11 protein-coding genes are annotated in these 15,816 nt (G+C 56.4%); 6 read left to right on the top strand and 5 right to left on the bottom strand.

Going from position 1 to position 15,816, the window contains the following annotated elements:
- Positions 1–12 precede the first annotated feature (12 nt).
- Positions 13–822 carry a type I methionyl aminopeptidase gene (gene map / locus Poly41_RS19895; protein ID WP_146528476.1) on the bottom strand — a complete coding sequence of 270 codons (810 nt, stop codon included), beginning with the start codon at positions 820–822 and terminating at the stop codon, positions 13–15.
- A gap of 124 nt (positions 823–946) precedes the next feature.
- On the bottom strand, positions 947–2,218 hold the full coding sequence (locus Poly41_RS19890; protein WP_146528475.1) for a glycosyltransferase family 4 protein: 1,272 nt from the start codon (positions 2,216–2,218) through the stop codon (positions 947–949).
- A 256-nt stretch (positions 2,219–2,474) separates the two neighbouring features.
- On the opposite strand from Poly41_RS19890, the gene leuB reads away from it, so the two are divergent.
- The 4 genes from leuB to Poly41_RS19870 all read left to right on the top strand — a co-directional run bounded on the left by leuB (position 2,475) and on the right by Poly41_RS19870 (position 6,914).
- Positions 2,475–3,545, top strand: coding sequence for a 3-isopropylmalate dehydrogenase (gene leuB / locus Poly41_RS19885; protein ID WP_146528474.1), 1,071 nt, complete (start codon positions 2,475–2,477; stop codon positions 3,543–3,545).
- 33 nt (positions 3,546–3,578) lie between these two features.
- Complete coding sequence (locus tag Poly41_RS19880) at positions 3,579–4,616, top strand: phosphatidate cytidylyltransferase (RefSeq protein WP_231615794.1); 1,038 nt, start codon at positions 3,579–3,581, stop codon at positions 4,614–4,616.
- Positions 4,613–5,395, top strand: coding sequence for a TatD family hydrolase (locus Poly41_RS19875; RefSeq protein ID WP_146528473.1), 783 nt, complete (start codon positions 4,613–4,615; stop codon positions 5,393–5,395). The genes Poly41_RS19880 and Poly41_RS19875 overlap by 4 nt, the downstream gene beginning before the upstream one ends.
- Before the next feature lie 739 nt (positions 5,396–6,134).
- Positions 6,135–6,914: a PEP-CTERM sorting domain-containing protein gene (locus Poly41_RS19870; protein ID WP_231615810.1), complete on the top strand. Its 780-nt coding sequence runs from the start codon at positions 6,135–6,137 to the stop codon at positions 6,912–6,914.
- Between the two features lie 1,708 nt (positions 6,915–8,622).
- Here the strand turns inward: Poly41_RS19870 and Poly41_RS19865 are convergent.
- Positions 8,623–9,801 (bottom strand): DUF1559 family PulG-like putative transporter, encoded by a 1,179-nt coding sequence (locus Poly41_RS19865; RefSeq protein WP_146528471.1) that lies wholly within the window; start codon positions 9,799–9,801, stop codon positions 8,623–8,625.
- 339 nt (positions 9,802–10,140) lie between these two features.
- Between Poly41_RS19865 and Poly41_RS19860 the strand changes: the two genes are divergently transcribed.
- Positions 10,141–11,262: a cysteine desulfurase family protein gene (locus Poly41_RS19860; RefSeq protein WP_146528470.1), complete on the top strand. Its 1,122-nt coding sequence runs from the start codon at positions 10,141–10,143 to the stop codon at positions 11,260–11,262.
- 643 nt (positions 11,263–11,905) lie between these two features.
- Positions 11,906–12,511 (top strand): hypothetical protein, encoded by a 606-nt coding sequence (locus Poly41_RS19855; protein WP_146528469.1) that lies wholly within the window; start codon positions 11,906–11,908, stop codon positions 12,509–12,511.
- Between the two features lie 788 nt (positions 12,512–13,299).
- Here the strand turns inward: Poly41_RS19855 and Poly41_RS19850 are convergent.
- Together Poly41_RS19850 and Poly41_RS19845 are read right to left on the bottom strand one after the other, a co-directional pair.
- A complete protein-coding gene (locus Poly41_RS19850; protein WP_146528468.1) occupies positions 13,300–14,586 on the bottom strand; it encodes a glucose-1-phosphate adenylyltransferase in 1,287 nt (428 codons plus the stop codon).
- Positions 14,587–14,681: 95 nt separating this feature from the next.
- Positions 14,682–15,650, bottom strand: coding sequence for a ferredoxin--NADP reductase (locus tag Poly41_RS19845; RefSeq protein ID WP_231615793.1), 969 nt, complete (start codon positions 15,648–15,650; stop codon positions 14,682–14,684).
- Positions 15,651–15,816: the final 166 nt, after the last annotated feature.

Below are 15,816 nucleotides of genomic sequence, written 5' to 3'. Positions count from 1 at the left end.
TCATACCGCTGGCTAGCTCAAGACGCCGAATTGGTGCCCCCGGCGTGGGCCATGTTCGGTAAGCGTCAGGATCTCGGGCCCTTCGTCGGTCATCATCACCGTGTGTTCAAACTGAGCCGATGGGCAACCATCTTTGGTACGAACGGTCCAACCATCCTTCTTGTCACAACGCGTGTATCGCGAGCCGGCATTGATCATCGGTTCGACCGTGAAGCACATGCCAGGATAAAGCCGATCGACTCTCGCTTGCCGGTTTGGAAAATGAGGGATGGACGGATCGAGATGAAATTGTTTGCCAAGCCCGTGGCCAACATATTCGCGAACCACCGAAAAACCGCGGCGATGTGCTTCTGGCACTATCGTTTCGCCAATCGTTGCCACGCGGCATCCCGGTTCGAGGGCCTCGATGGCAAGGTACAAACAATCGAATGCACACTGGGTCACCGACAACTTCTCTTCCGACACCTTGCCGATCAAGAACGTTTCGCTTTGGTCCCCGTGCCATCCATCCACGATGGTCGTGAGGTCCACATTGATAATGTCACCCACCTGCAACTCATAGTCGTCGGGAATCCCGTGACAAATCACTTCGTTCACGCTGGTGCAGCAGCTCTTGGGGTAGTTCTGGTACCCTAACGTCGCCGCTTTGTGACCATGATCCGCCGTCCAGCGGACCACCAGTTCATCTAAATGACTTGTTTTGACACCCGCAACAACATGGGGTCGAATGAAGTCCATCAATTGGGCGTTGACTCGCCCGGCACGTCGCATCGATTCCTGCTGTGCCTCCGTCAAGATAAGTTTTTTCTGCTTTTTCAGCATCAATTGTTCTCACAATTCGTTCCATACCGCGATCCACTGAAAGGAATCATAACAGAGTCGTAAGCGCTTCAAAAGCGTTTATTTTTGAAACCGGGATCGTTATTGAACGGCGAAACGAAAGTTCTTAGGGAACGGCCGGGGCGTCGGTCCGATCGGTATCGATCGTGCCGTCGGTGGCCGTCATCAATTTTCGATAGACGGCCGCCGTCTTCTCGGCCATCGCGACATCGGAAAAACACCTCGATTGACGCTGGTGCGCCGCTTCGCCCATCGTTTTCCAATCGTGCTGTCCCGTAACAAGCGATCGGATTTTGTCGGCCAAAGTGATCGGATCGCGTGGTTCGGCCAATAATCCTTCGACTCCATCGGTAATGGCTTCGGGCGTACCTTCGACGCGCGTGGCGATAACGGGGACGGCCGCGGCCATGGCTTCGAGTACCACCATCGGTAACCCTTCACCAAACAGACTGGGCAAGACCAACGCATCCATCTTCGCCAATTCGGCTGGCACATCCTGCGTGAATCCAACACGCTCGATCCGGCTTGCGACACCAAGGCGTTCAATCTGCTGCTCAATTTCCGACCGGTATTCGTCGGACTCAAACGGACCAATGATCCGCAGCACAACATCGTGGCCTTCGCTTTTCAACGTCGCCAATGACTGCAAGACCACTTCGAGTCCCTTGCGAGGACGCATCAGTGCAACCATGCCGATTACCCATCGCCCACCCGGCGTGGGCGTGTGATCGCGTTCCAAGCGAATCGTCGGTACGCCATTGTGGACCACCGTCACCTTTTCTTCGGCCGCTCCCTTGGCAATCGTTTCAAGCCTAAGGCTTTCCGAAACCGTGATCAGATGCGAACAACCGTGTAACGACAGATGTTCGACCAGGAAATTGACGCGGTTGCTCCATTTGTTCGCGGAATCGCGAGCGGCGGGGCTATGGACATGATAAACCCATGGAATCCCCGACAAACGAGACGCGACCGATGCGATCATCGCGGTCCGCGGTGTGTGTGCGTGAAGCAAATCGTAGTCGTAGGTTTTTACCAGTTCTTTGACCCGCAATGCAGCACGCAAATCAAAACGGCCACGCATCTCGGCACAGTGGCACCTTCCGCTGTTGCAGGGCTGCTGCCGAAGCGCGTCCGGAAACTTGCCCGGTTTGACGCAAACGAAGTCCGCCGTAACAGCAAACTGCGGTAAACAGCGGCCCAAATGGGACTGAACGCGTTCAGCACCCGCAAAGTGCTCTCCATTGACCACGTGCAAAACACGGACCGGCATCACCGCAGCCGATGCGTTCGAATCCGCGCCGCTGGCTGGAGACGGAATCGGGACCAAGACCGGCGCGGTCGGGTGATTCAGCGAGAAATCGTTAACACTTCCGAACATCAAACGTCCCTGGGACCTGGGGATTCCGCACGACGCGAGAAAACGATTCACCGCACCTACTGACAAACTTGCGTCGATTCCACCACTCAGGCTGGCAGGAACCACGACCGGATGTCCAACCCGTGCCTCTCGGATGGCAAAGGTTCCGGATGTGACGGTTATGCCACGGCGCCTAACTTGGGGAAAACGGCTCGTTCGACTAAATTGGCACCTCGAACCCAACAACACTTGTTTCCTCTTGCCAGTAAAGATTGCCTTGAACGCCAACCTTGTTTTATTGCCGGGCGACGGCATTGGTCCTGAAATCGTCACAGAAGCCAAGCGAGTGCTCGAAAAGATCGCCGCCTCGTTCGGTCACCAGTTCACCTTCTCGTCTCACCTGATTGGCGGAATTGCCATCGATTCGTGTGGCGACCCGCTGCCTCAAGCGACTGTCGATGCGTGCAAGGCGTCCGACGCTGTGCTGCTCGGTGCCGTTGGCGGCCCAAAATGGGACGATCCATCCGCCAAGACACGGCCGGAAGCGGGTCTGCTGCGAATCCGCAAAGAGCTCGGCTTGTTCGCCAACCTGCGACCGATCCGCTTGTTCGACGAACTTGTTGACGCTTCGCCGCTGAAACGCGAAATCATCGAAGGAACCGACATCTTGTTCTTTCGTGAATTGACCGGCGGCATCTACTTTGGCGAATCGGGCCGGAATGGATCGGGGGCGGAGGAGACCGCCTTCCAATCGATGGCATACAGTGTGGGCGAGGTCGAAAGGATCGTGCGATTGGCCGCCAAAGCGGCCCAGCAACGAGACAACCGGTTGACCAGTGTCGACAAAGCGAACGTTTTGGAACCCAGCCGACTCTGGCGACAAACGGCCGCCCGCGTGATGGCGGAAGAGTTTCCGGATGTGAAGTTTGATGTGGTCTTGGTCGATGCGATGGCGATGCACTTGATCAACCGTCCTCGCGATTTCGACGTCGTCGTCACCGGCAACTTGTTCGGCGATATTCTCACCGACGAAGCTTCCATGTTGCCGGGATCACTCGGGATGCTACCAAGTGCCTCGCTCGGTAACGGAGGCCCGGGACTGTACGAACCGATCCATGGTTCGGCGCCCGACATCGCTGGCAAAGGAATTGCAAACCCCTTGGCGACGATCCTGGCGGCGGCGATGCTGCTGCGTCATTCGTTGTCCTTAACGAAAGAAGCGGACGCGATCGAAGCAGCTGTCGGAAAGGTCCTTGCCGATGGGCTGCGAACAAGTGACTTAGCCCGAGGTGCCGCCGCAATTGGAACCAAAGCAATGACCGATGCGGTACTGAATCGTCTCGCGTAATCTGACTTCTGATATCCGACATCGGCCTCCCCTATGCCTTTCCCCCAACTCCTGCTGCTCGCCGACTCCCAGTGGTTGTCCACTCGGACCTACATGCTGCTTGCCGTCATCTTGGTGACGCTCAGCATTTCAACCGTCGTTGGCGAGGTGCTGGGGCGACGAGAAAAGATGGGGATCGAATCGGCATTGATTCGACGCTTCAACCACAAGGTTCGCGTCTGGTGGATGATGCTGGCGATCTTTGTGTTTGGCTTCGTACTGCACCGAGTCGGCGTGGTCGTGCTGTTCGGATTGGTTTCGTTTTGGGCCCTTCGTGAATTCATCACGATGACGCCGACGCGGCGCGGAGATCACCGGACGTTGTTTTGGGTGTTCTTTATTTTCACGCCGCTCCAGTACATTCTGATCGGCCTTGGCAGCCATCCGCCCGCGTGGCTTGGATTTGATCCCAATCGGGATTTTTATGATTTCTACAGCATCATGATTCCGGTCTACGCCAGTTTGTTCATTCCGGCCCGAGCCGCGATTGCAGGCGATTACAAGCGGTTCCTCGAACGCAGTGCCAAAATTCAATCCGGCCTGCTGATCTGTGTTTACTCGTTAAGTTACACACCCGCCCTGTTGGATTTAGACCTGGTAGAAACGGGGAACATCAAATGGGAAGGCAGCAAGGTCTCGCTGCTGGTGTTCTTTGTCCTGATCGCACAATTGGCCTCCGTGTTCGAACGAGCCTGGGGCAAGATTGCTGGCCGCACCGTGATCGCGGAAAAGATCAATGCCTCACGAACCTGGGAGGGATTTGTCGGGTCGATGGTCACCACCGGTTTGGTCGCTGCCGCTCTATCCTGGGCGACTCCCTTTCAACCTTGGGAAGCCTGGACGCTGGGTGCCGTCGTCACCGTGATGGCGTGTGCTGGGACCATGACGATGAGTGCCATCAAGCGTGACCGTGGTGTGACCGACACCGGCACACTGGTCCAAGGTCACGCGGGACTCCTCGACCAAATCGATACGATCTGTTTCGCGGCCCCAGTCTTCTATCACCTCACTCGTTTCTTTTGGTCGGTATGACTCTCTCGCTTTTTGACACCCACTCGCATCTGAATACGGGCGCCTTCGGCGACGAGATGGAGGACGTGATCGGAAGAGCCAAAACGGCGGGCGTGGTTGGCATCAACGTGATCGGCATCGATGCAGCAACGAGCCGTCGCGCCGTCGAATTGGCCGCCGAGTACCCCGGTTTCCTGTTTGCGACCGTCGGCATCCAGCCCAACTCGGCTGCGGAAGCAACACCCGAAGACTGGGACACGATTCTCGAACTGGCGAAATCGCCGGGTGTCTGTGCGATTGGTGAAACCGGCATCGATTGCTACTGGGACGACACGCCGATTGCAATGCAGCACGAATACTTCGACCGTCATTTGCAACTCTGTCGCGATACCTCGCTGCCGATGGTGATTCACATGCGTGAAAGCGGCGATTTGATCGTCGAACAACTGCGTCGCCAAAGCACCGTGCCGCCCGGCGTGATGCACTCGTTTACCGGCGATCTGCGACTTGCCGAGGAGTGTCTGGACCTAGGGCTGCACATCAGTTTCGCGGGCATGGTGACGTTCAAAAAAAGTGACGAACTGCGTCAAGTTGCGACAAAGGTGCCCATCGACCGCCTGCTCGTGGAAACCGATTCGCCCTACTTGAGTCCCGAACCGTTTCGGGGTAAACGGCCCAATGAACCGGCGCGAGTGGAACACACATTGCGTTGTCTGGCAAAGACGCGAGATGCCGCACCAGAGCAGCTCGCGATGCAAACAACCGAAAACGCCAGACGCTTGTTCAAATTGGCTCCGTGAAAAGAGGGGCGGCGAAGGACAGAAAGGATCAATACAAGATGAGACCTACCATCGAGGAAACTCCCTGATAGGATCGAATAGCGTGGAGGCCTCGGGGAAACGCAGTGCTAGCCCGAATTCTCCAGGAACTCACTATCGAGTTCCTTCAGGTCATCGCGGGGCAGGCGTGGAGGGTTATTCATGAATTCATGAAAACGCACCGTAAGCACATTCCCTCGTTTGGCTTACGGCAATGAGTCGAGAAACAGTCTGCGCACGTTGGAGTCGTAGGCTTTAGCCGATCCAGCAAGGGTCCAGCACGCAATCGGCTAAAGCCTACCACTCCAACGAATAATCCGGCTCTAGCCGGCATTTCTCAACCGATGCCGCCTCAAAAGAGCGTCTAACGTAGGGAATGGGTTCAACCAAGGATAACGACCACGTCGTGGTCACTGCTACCGGGCACTCCCTAAGTTGGGTCTTTTCTGACGGTACACCAACTTGCGCCGCCAATCATCCGGGCTAGACCACTGCCAACGCCAACCGTTTCCCGGAATCCGATGCCGTTCCGCGAGGAGTGTCAAAAACCGGCCCAATTTGGGGAAAAGGACCTACGATGAGAATTGACAAGCGCGGTGACACCAGTCATCCTAGATAGTCAGACTGGGGCAGTTAGGAACGATAGACACCTTCCCATCCCCTTCGACTCGTCATTCCTCGCCCACACTGAACGGGCGCAAGTGGAGAAAACGCCGTGAAAATGATCAAGTCAAACCTCCTTCGGGCACTCGCAGCGGCCTGCCTCGCATTCGGAATCAACAGCGGCAACGTAGATGCGGCGGTGGTGAAATTGACGGGCGGAGATGCTTCAGGTGGATGGGTCCTGGATTCTGGAAACGTGCTCTTGGCAGCGAACCTCGGCGCGGCAAGCGCCGTGACGACAGCGACCGTACAGGGCGTCTCGTTCACGCCTCTGCTGGGTCCGGCACCCTGGTCCGTTACAGCGGGCAGTATCACCTTAAGCGTCCAAACAAATAGCTCTGCGGTTGTTGGCCCAACACCTGCGCCAGGCATAAACTTTGGAGTCGCTAGCGGAGACAATACTGGCTTGGAAACGATCGGCAATACCTATTTTTCACATTTCGACACGCCAATAACACTTACGTTCTCCGGCCTAAACGCCTCCGCGAACTATCGCATCGATCACATTCTCTCCAACGGAACAGCGCCCTCAACACTCAACATGTATGCGGATCAGAACGGCGATGGGGTACGAACATTCTACGAAAACGTCGTCACCAGCCCCACTTTTCCGGTGAATCCCTCCGACTTTGGCGTGTACCTTTCGAGCGTTGACGCTACTTCAACCTTGGGTGGAGTTGTTTCGACCGAAGCGGGTAATTTCGGCACGGGCGGCTTTCTGAACGCCGTTGTAATCAGTGAGATTTCGGCTGTCCCAGAACCGACGTCGTTGGCTGCCCTCGCAGTTGGAACGGCCGCATTGGCCATTCGCCGGCGACGCAGGGCCCGCAAAGCCTAAAGCAAACCGCGCCAGCAGATATGCTGGCGCAAGTTCGCAAGGGGTATCGGCGGCCGCGCCAGCGAATGAAAATCGGTGACGGCGTGCGGACGGAAACTCCGGTGTGTCCCGCTTCTTGAGGACGACATCAACCCATTCCTCTTGTCCCGCCATCTATGTTCAACATTTTCCCAGCGAGGTGGTAGCCATTGCTGGACACCGCATGGCTAGTGTTTCGCTCCAGCGATTGGACCCACAACCTTGCGATCCATCGTATGGCTATCGCAAAAACGGAAGCCCTCACATAGACAGATGCCTTAACCACCTCGAAAGAGCATGCCGCCCCCCTTGGAGGTCGTACCGGTTCATAAGTAGGCGTTTGCACAATTCACCTTCCCTGTGGCGTGGCCTGATCGGAATCCTACCTGGAGCAAGTTGGGGGTGAATTTGCAAATGCTGCTTCGTCCGCGATCCTGCCTCCCTTCTCTTTGCAATTTCCTGAGAGAGAAGGGCTGGGCGTCGGAATGAATCGATGCTGTCGTGGGGAACATTACCGCGAAGCGGTTGGATTCCAGAGACCAGGGTCGACGCAGAGCGGCGCACCCTGGGGGCACGTGTCGACATCGTTGTCCTACGCCGCAGGCGTTGTACAAGGACGCCAGCGCCGATTGCCATCATTTTGCGGCGTCCATGCCGTTCTTTGTAAAACCTCTTCGAGGTATACCGCGTGACGTGGTCGGCGACCTAGGGTGCGCTCTGCGGCTTCGCCGCGGCGCGACCCTAGGCTTTGGAATACAACGCCGTTGGCGTAAGAGCTTTGAGTGCTCCGTTTACCCAGGCTGCGCTATCGCGACCTTGAGCTGCGGAGCTTAACGGCTTCGCCGTAGTGAAGCTCGTGGTTTTGGACCATTTTCGGCGTTCCGACGTGTGTGTAAATCCAATGATGCGCTCCCGCTGCCACGCCACCGCGAGAAGCGTTTCGGAATGAATCGCTGTTGTCTTAGGGAACAATACCGCGAAGCGGTTGGATTCCAGAGACCAGGGTCGACGCGCAGCGGCGCACCCTGGGGGCACGTGTCGACATCGTTATCCTACGCCGCAGGCGTTGTACAAGGACGCCAGCGCCGATTGGCATCATTTTGCGGCGTCCATGCCGTTCTTTGTAAAACCTCTTCGAGGTATGCCACGCGACGTGGTCGGCGACCTAGGTGCGCTCTGCGGCTTCGCCGCGGCGCGACCCTAGGCTTTGGAATACAACGCCGTTGGCGTAAGAGCTTTGAGTGCTCCGTTTACCCAGGCTGCGCTATCGCGACCCTGGGCTGCCGAGTTTAACGGCTTCGCCGTAGTGAAGCTCGTGGTTTTGGACCATTTTCGGCGTGCCGACGTGTGGGTAAAGGTAAGCCCCCGATTCTCTCCCCGCGAGCGTTCGGGGCAAGGGGAACCAGACTCCATGAACGCGACTCGTGTCGATACCCATGTCCTCTGGCTGGGTAACACCAAACTGCAAGGCCCCCTTTAAAACAGGGAAAGATTTCCATCCTGAGACCGCCGCAAGCTTTCGGCCTTTCCGCTTCGTCTCGTATGCCAGCATTGAACGGGTTTGAAGAGCCCTTGTTTCCGTTCCCGCTGCCAACCGCTGCCATCAAATGCTTTCCGCGCAAACAAAAAAGGCGATGCTGTATCCAGCACCACCTTCGTTTTTGAAATCGTCCCTTTTGCGAGTCGACCGTTAATAGTCGTCGTCGTTCAACACGAACTCTTGCCACGGCACATCACTGCTTTTTCCACGAGGGGTCAGCAACGCTTGGTAGACACGATAATCAATTTGCTCACCAATGTACCGAGTTCCACCGTCAGCCATCGATGCATTCACGCCGTCAACGTGCGCCGAGGAGGGGCGAGCGAGGTCTTGCGGATACGCCGCCCGACCGCCAATGTCCATCCCGCCCGATCGCAAGGTATCGTGCATGGTCAGATTAAAAATATCGAGACCTGGGTTGGTCCCGCCGCCATTGATACGATGCACAGAAAAAACCTCCGCTGGGGTCCCATTTGACCAAGGCAAAGAAGCGGAAGCATCGGGATCTTCGTAGTGCCACATCATCCCTTGCGTCGCGCGAGCGTTGGAGAAAGCAGCGGGTACAAGCGGGCTGGCAACGAGATCGGACGCATTGATGAACCCAGCTCGATGCCACGGCAACGCTTGAACACTCTCCGAAAACAAAACCGTATTTCCCTGTCCGTCTTTGAAGTCATCCAATCGAACCCTAGGCCCTGCGGGCAACACTGCCTTGGCGTTGAACGCCCCATTTGCGCGGTCCTGGGAATCATCAAAGCTAATCAGTCCAGAAGTAGGAAATGGAGGTGGTGCAATGTAGAGTCCATTGTTCGCGATGTAGCTGTTGCTGCCCCATTCGGAACTGTCGTTGGGATTGCTGGGACATTGGAAAATCGCCAAGTTAGGCGCCGCCATCTCATGAAATCCGTCGCCCGCATCTCGACCACTCGTCCCCTGGCGATCACCGCCAGCACCGTCAACGACCGGGTAGCGATCCTCACTCCAGTGCTCATAAGTCGGTTGCGCGTCAAGCCAAGGCAACAGGGCGACGGCCCAAGTGCCGATCTTGCGATGGGATGGCGGAGGCGTTGCCGACGAGTCGGTTTCCGTCGGATCGATTCCGGTCGTGAAGGTCCCGAAATCCATCAGGTAACCCGGCAACTCGCCTTTGGTGTTTTCATATTGGATCGCGGCCAAGCCGTAATTCTTCATGTTGGCAAGGCACTGCTGCATACGAGCTCGTTCTCGAGCCGCGTTGACGGCAGGAAGCAATAGCCCCATCAAGATGCCGATGATCGTGATCACCACCAGCAATTCGACAAGGGTGAAACCAGTTTGTTGTCGCTTCATTTCGCGCTCCGTAAAGAAAAGATTTTTTGAGAGGGGAGTGTAGAGATTTTTGTGCAGCATCCTGCTAAGGTTCTTCACACCTCGATTATCGCCACTTCTGCGGTGTAGTGCAAACCCGTTGAACGGAAAAGAAGTGCATTGCACCTCGTTTCCAGACCATAAAGAACGTTTTTTCCGGCGCCCCGTGTGTCGTCTGGTTTTTGGGAAAACGGCGACTAGTCTGGTGTTTCCCTTCGCGTTTGACGCCCAACGCTCGATTTTGATCCGCACCAAGTTGCTCTGCGGCGAAAAAACAGCGATTTTTGATAGCTTCCGCTAGCCACTTAGCTCGTATTTCCATTGATTTACCTCGATTACAACCGCACCACGCCGCTGGCCCCTTCGGTCCTCGAATCGATGCAGCCCTATTGGATGACCCACTTCCTGCTGCCGGACCAAGAACATGCCCATGCCCAAGCGGTCGGCGAGGCACTCGAGCAGGCTCGTGAATCGGTCGCTGGCTTAGTGGGCTGCGAATCGTTCGAAATCGTGTTCACCAGTGGGGGGACCGAAGCAAACAATCTGGCGATCCTCGGCCTGCTGACATCGCCTGCGCACCGCAACGAGTCCCCCGGCCATGTGCTGGTCAGCCAACTTGAGCATGATTCGGTGACCGCCGCCGCCCGTAGCCTCGAAGCCGCTGGGATCGAGGTCGAAATGATCCCTTGTGAGCCCGAGGGGGTCATCGACCCCGATCGGGTCAAGTCCATGCTGCGAGACGACACGCGCCTGGTCTGCCTGCAATTGGCCAACCCCGTACTCGGCACGATCCAACCGGTGCGTGAAGTTGCCGATCTCTGCCACAACCAGGGGGTTCGTCTCCATTGTGATGCGACCCAAGTCTTCGGCAAGCTGTCGGTCGACACCACCCGGCTGAGGGCCGATACGATCGCGATCAGCGGCCACAAGTTCTACGGTCCCAAAGGCATTGGGGCGATCTATGTTCGCCGCGGATTGCACCTGTCACCGATTGCCTATGGCGAGCCGCGAGAAATGGGCTTGCGACCCGGTGCCGAGAATGTCCCCGCGTGCATCGGCATGGGCGCCGCCGCGAACCTCGCCAGCCGATGTGCAGGCGAGGTATCCGACAACTTTTCAGAGCTCTCAGCGAGGCTCCTTAAAGGCCTTCAAAGCTCCCTTAGCAACGAACCCATTTTACTTGCCGAAGACGCACCCCGGATCCCCAACACCCTGGCGATCGAGATGCCACGCGAGGTATCACGGATCCGCAGAGCCGCGCGGCAGCTTGTCTTCGCCACCGCCCAGTCGACCGAACCGCCCGACGAGATCACTCGAGCTCTGAAGGCGATCGGCCGGACCGATGCCCAAATCGGTCGGACCCTGCGGATCTCTCTCGGCTGGACCACCAGTCGCGACCAGGTCGACCGCGCCGTCGGAATGCTCGCCGAAGCATGCGGGTAAGATTGGGCAGATGTCAGATGTCAGATGTCAGATGTCAGATGTCAGATGTCAGATGTCAGATGTCAGATGCCGGATGCCGAAACTCAGCGCCCCCCCTCTTGGCGAACCCCTTAGCGGCCATGCAGTTCTCCCCGAGCCCTTGACTCGGCTTGGAGATCGCCGCACTTGCGACCCGAGTTGCCCACCCCCTCTAGCGGTATTTTCTCGGGATCCTCTGAACCCGCCGCACAAACCTGGCCAACCCAGCATCCCTCGCCTCCACCAGCCTTGACTCGAAAGAATTGCTTTCAAAAAAACAAGAAACAACTCTGGACCGAAAAAACGCGGCAAAACACAACGCATACTTCGCGCAAGGCGAAGAAAACCGAACACACGAAAAACATGGACACTTAGTTAATGCACACACCGCCGCTGCTTAATTTCCAGGCACATCGGCGATGCACAAATGCGAGCGGCGATGCCTAAGCCTTGCGCACGCAGCTAGCAATTGCCGTAAGTTGTTTTGAAAGCATAGCTTCCGAATCTTCGTTTGACGGGTCGAGAGGATGGGGCCAAACACCCCGCACCAGCGTGCCACCGACCCGCACCAATGTGCATGGAAACAGCACGCAAGACCATGGAAGTTAAAAGGAAGCTCACGAAAATGAACCCTATCGAAAACAGCGAAGCCCTTCGTTACGCTAGCGACCCGGCCCCAGACCAACACGATGCAGTAGCCCCCCGTTTGGGAATTGCCCCCGAGTCTGTTGATGAAATCCCGACGGAACGTCGCGGCCAGGAAGTCCTGCGATTAGCGGAAGAAGCGTTTGCAAAGACAGGCAACTGGGTGGTCTTCTACCGCGAGATGCTGGGTGTTGACGGCGTCGTCCGCCGACTGTTCCCCGATGCCGATTCGCTAAGAAGATTCGAGATGTCCAAAGAGTTTCTGACACTGCAAGAAATGGTCGCGGCGATGCGAGGCCAAGACCCGTCCAAGGGAGACTCTGCGGAGCCCGAACGCATGATCACCATCCGCTTGCCGATGAGTTTGCACGACGTCTTGAAGGCCGAAAGCGACGAGATGAACTTGAGCATTAACAAGCTGTGCATCAGCAAGCTGCTGCTGCCCATCGCCGGTCGGTTCGTACCTCTACAGCAGGGCCGTCGGCGAGGACGCCGACCTGGCCCGCAAGGCCCACGCAAACCGTTGCGAGAGACAGAAAACACCGCTGAATTGGCACCTCATCAAGGGAGCTCATTCACCCCTTGATGGCGTCCAGTCCACTCGCCTTTTGGCCGCTTGATTCTCAGCTCGCCAGCACCTGCCCTGGCGAGGGTTCGTGCTGTTTTTCAGCGGGAGCTTAAAACGGATGATTCGTTGGAGTGGTAGGCTTTAGCCGATTGCGTGCTGAATCGGCTAAAGCCTACGACTCCAACGTGCGCAGTCTGCCTCTTACCCAATCGGTGCAAGCTGATTGCATACAAACGACGGCGCGATCCAGCTCTCCCACGATGTCATGCATCCAGGGGTAATTGATCTACTCCGCCGTGCCACCGACATAGCTGCAGGCAAAGTCGGTCGCATCAACTGTCAAAAGCACCCAAAGTAACGCCCAGAAAGACGATTACCCAGATACTAGCGGGTTGGAGGGGTGAGGGGCATTCCGCACACCAATTGGGTGCCAAGAAACCCTCTACCAAGGGACAGTCAAACCACCCCTCCCGCTTGGAGGTCGTGCAGTTTTTAAGTTGTGACTGCTGAAGTGTTTAGGTATCCAACCACCCCTGCCCGCGCAGCGGGAGGGGTCGAGCGCAGCGAGGGGGAGGGCCCAGAACGCGCGGCAAACTTTTCGATACGCCTGAACACCGCTTGGTCAGGCCACGCCCCGTGCAGGGTGAAGCCCGTAAGCGCTTATTGTTCAAGCACTGAATAGCTGCACGACGTCATTCGGGGGGGAATGAGCGGGTCCCGCAGGCGCACGTGGCCAATAAGCAGCGAGAAACCGGCGCGGCCTCCGCGAATCGCGGAGGGATGGCGCAGTGGGGCTCAACGCACTCTTAAGCTTGAAAACCCGTTTCGATTTGGGCGTTCTTGATCACGATCGAGATACCATCGCGAACTTGCAGCGGCCCATCCTCGCCGTGATGGTCGTGGCCCGCTACGTTGGTAATTCGCACGTTCTCGCCAATCCGACAATTCTTGTCCAGGATCGCGCCAGCGATGTGGCTATTGCTGCCAATTCCGACCGGCAACAGCCCGCTCGCCTTGGCGTCATCCTCAGATTCGATTTCATCCGCCCCCATCACGACGCTGTCTTTAATGGTGACGTTGTCCCCAATCACCGTTCGTAATCCAATTACACTGTTTTCGATCGTGACATTGTCCCCAATCCGGCATCCGTCAGCGATCAAGCTGGAAATGATCTTGGAATCACCCATGATCGTCGGGGGCAGGTACCGCGGTCGACTGTAGATCGGTGCGTTGGGATTGCGAATATCGAAGGGCGGTGCCTTGCCTGCCAAGCTTAGGTTTGATTCGTAAAATGCTCGAATCGTTCCAATATCTTCCCAATAGCCATCGAACAGATGGAGTTGGACTTTGTGAGACTTGATCGCTTCGGGGAAAATCCCTTTGCCAAAGTCTTCGTGGTCGGTGCTATTGAGCAAATCGACCATGACCGATTTGTTGAAGATGTAGAGCCCCATGCTGGCCAATAAGTCGCGACCCTTGCTGGGGATACCATGACCGTCAATCCAGGCCGGGTTCATTCGAACCGTGGCAAGCTGCTCTTCGGTTTGCGGTTTTTCAACGAAACCACGGACACGACCTTCGTCATCAACTTGCATGATTCCAAGTGAAGAAGCATCCTCCCGCGAAACGGGGATGCCGGCAATCGTTGCATCGGCTCCCGAATCGATGTGGGTTTGCATCATTTCGCGAAAGTCCATTCGGTACAACTGGTCACCCGACAGGATCAACACGTGCTCGATCCAACTCTCTTCAAGGTGGACCAAGTTTTTGCGAACCGCATCGGCGGTGCCTTGGTACCAATCGGTTCCTTCGTCAACCGTTTGCTGAGCCGCGAGCAATTCGACAAATCCGCCGCTGAAGTGGTCAAAGTGATAGGTTTGCCGAAGGTGACGATGCAGACTTTCGGACAAAAACTGCGTCAACACATAAACGCGATTCAGATTGCTATTGATGCAATTGCTGATCGGGATGTCGATCAACCGGTACTTGGCCGCCAACGGCACAGCCGGTTTGGCACGAATTTTCGTCAGCGGGAACAGTCTCGTCCCGCGGCCACCACCAAGAATAAGGGCGATTGTGTTGTTCAGGTTCATGATGCAGCTCGGGAAAAGAGGGATCAGGAGTTTGAGAATCGGATCTTTGTTTGTAACGTGCGGAATTGCAGACCGAAAGAGTGTGCGACAATTGATTACCAGTACTTCTCGAAACGAATGGATCCGGGGCCTTCATAACCGTGATCGTCTCGAAATCCAGCATCTTTTAACAGCGGCAACATGCCGGGGGTCGTGGGCGGATCGGCGCCTGGGGGCACATAACCGATCATGGCTGGGTTTCCACAGAGGTACACGTGGGTCTGTGCCGGGTCGAGCGGATCCTCGGCTGCTTTGGCCAATTCACCGGACAGGAACAACGCCTGCAAATGCTGTTTGCCAACGAACCCTGGATGCTCTGGATCGATGTTTTCGGGGTCGCGTGTCGTGAATTGCAAGTAGCGGTACTGTGAAAACGCTTCCATTAGCTGCTGGTGTTCTTTCGAATAAGCCAGGTCGATGCGATTGCGCACGCACGTTGCATTGACGATACGGCCTCGATGGTTTCGGGCAAGCAATTCAGCGGCCATGGCATTGTGAGGCGCTTCACCCGTTCCGGTGCTCAGCATCAAGATCGTATCGTCTGGCTCGACCTTTCCAATCGTATAGTGGCCCACGATCTTCTTTCCCACCAAAACGCGATCCCCCACGGAACAGCCAAACAGTCGTGGCGTGACCACTGGCGGCGGTTCGCCAGGCAAGCCCGATTGGCGAACCAACGTCACATAAAACTCGAGGTAATCGACCGAGTTGACGGGTGCCACTTTGCCATCCGAATCGACGACGGGACACGAGATCGAATAGGCCCTTTGAATGCATTTTGCCCAGTCTTTTTCCGTCAATTCCTCCTTTTGCGTCCCAGGAACCCGTTGTTCCCAATTTCCTATCCCGAGGCTAACGAATTGCCCCGGCTCGAACGGCGGAAATGGCTTGTCAGGGCGAATTCGGAAGCGAGCCAAGTCGCGATGTGTATCTACTCGGTCAACAATGGTGGCGTTGTAGTATTTTTCCTTCAACTCGTGGATTTGTGCGGCACTCAACGGTATCGTGTCAACTATCTCACTCAAAACAGACTCCCACCGGGAACAGAAAAGAATTTCGGGATCGACTTGTATCGGTCACGCAAATCGATGCGGTGTTCAATATAATGGTTCTCGAGGCCAGGCGTGTTGGCGACAATGCGTGGAAACCGCCCTCAGAGCATTTTTTATTTGCCCGAAGCCTTCTCGGTCG

Source organism: Novipirellula artificiosorum, from assembly GCF_007860135.1.
In the GTDB taxonomy this organism is placed as follows: domain Bacteria; phylum Planctomycetota; class Planctomycetia; order Pirellulales; family Pirellulaceae; genus Novipirellula_A; species Novipirellula_A artificiosorum.
Note: the sequence above shows the minus strand (reverse complement) of the source record. Positions and strands in the feature narration are given on the sequence as shown.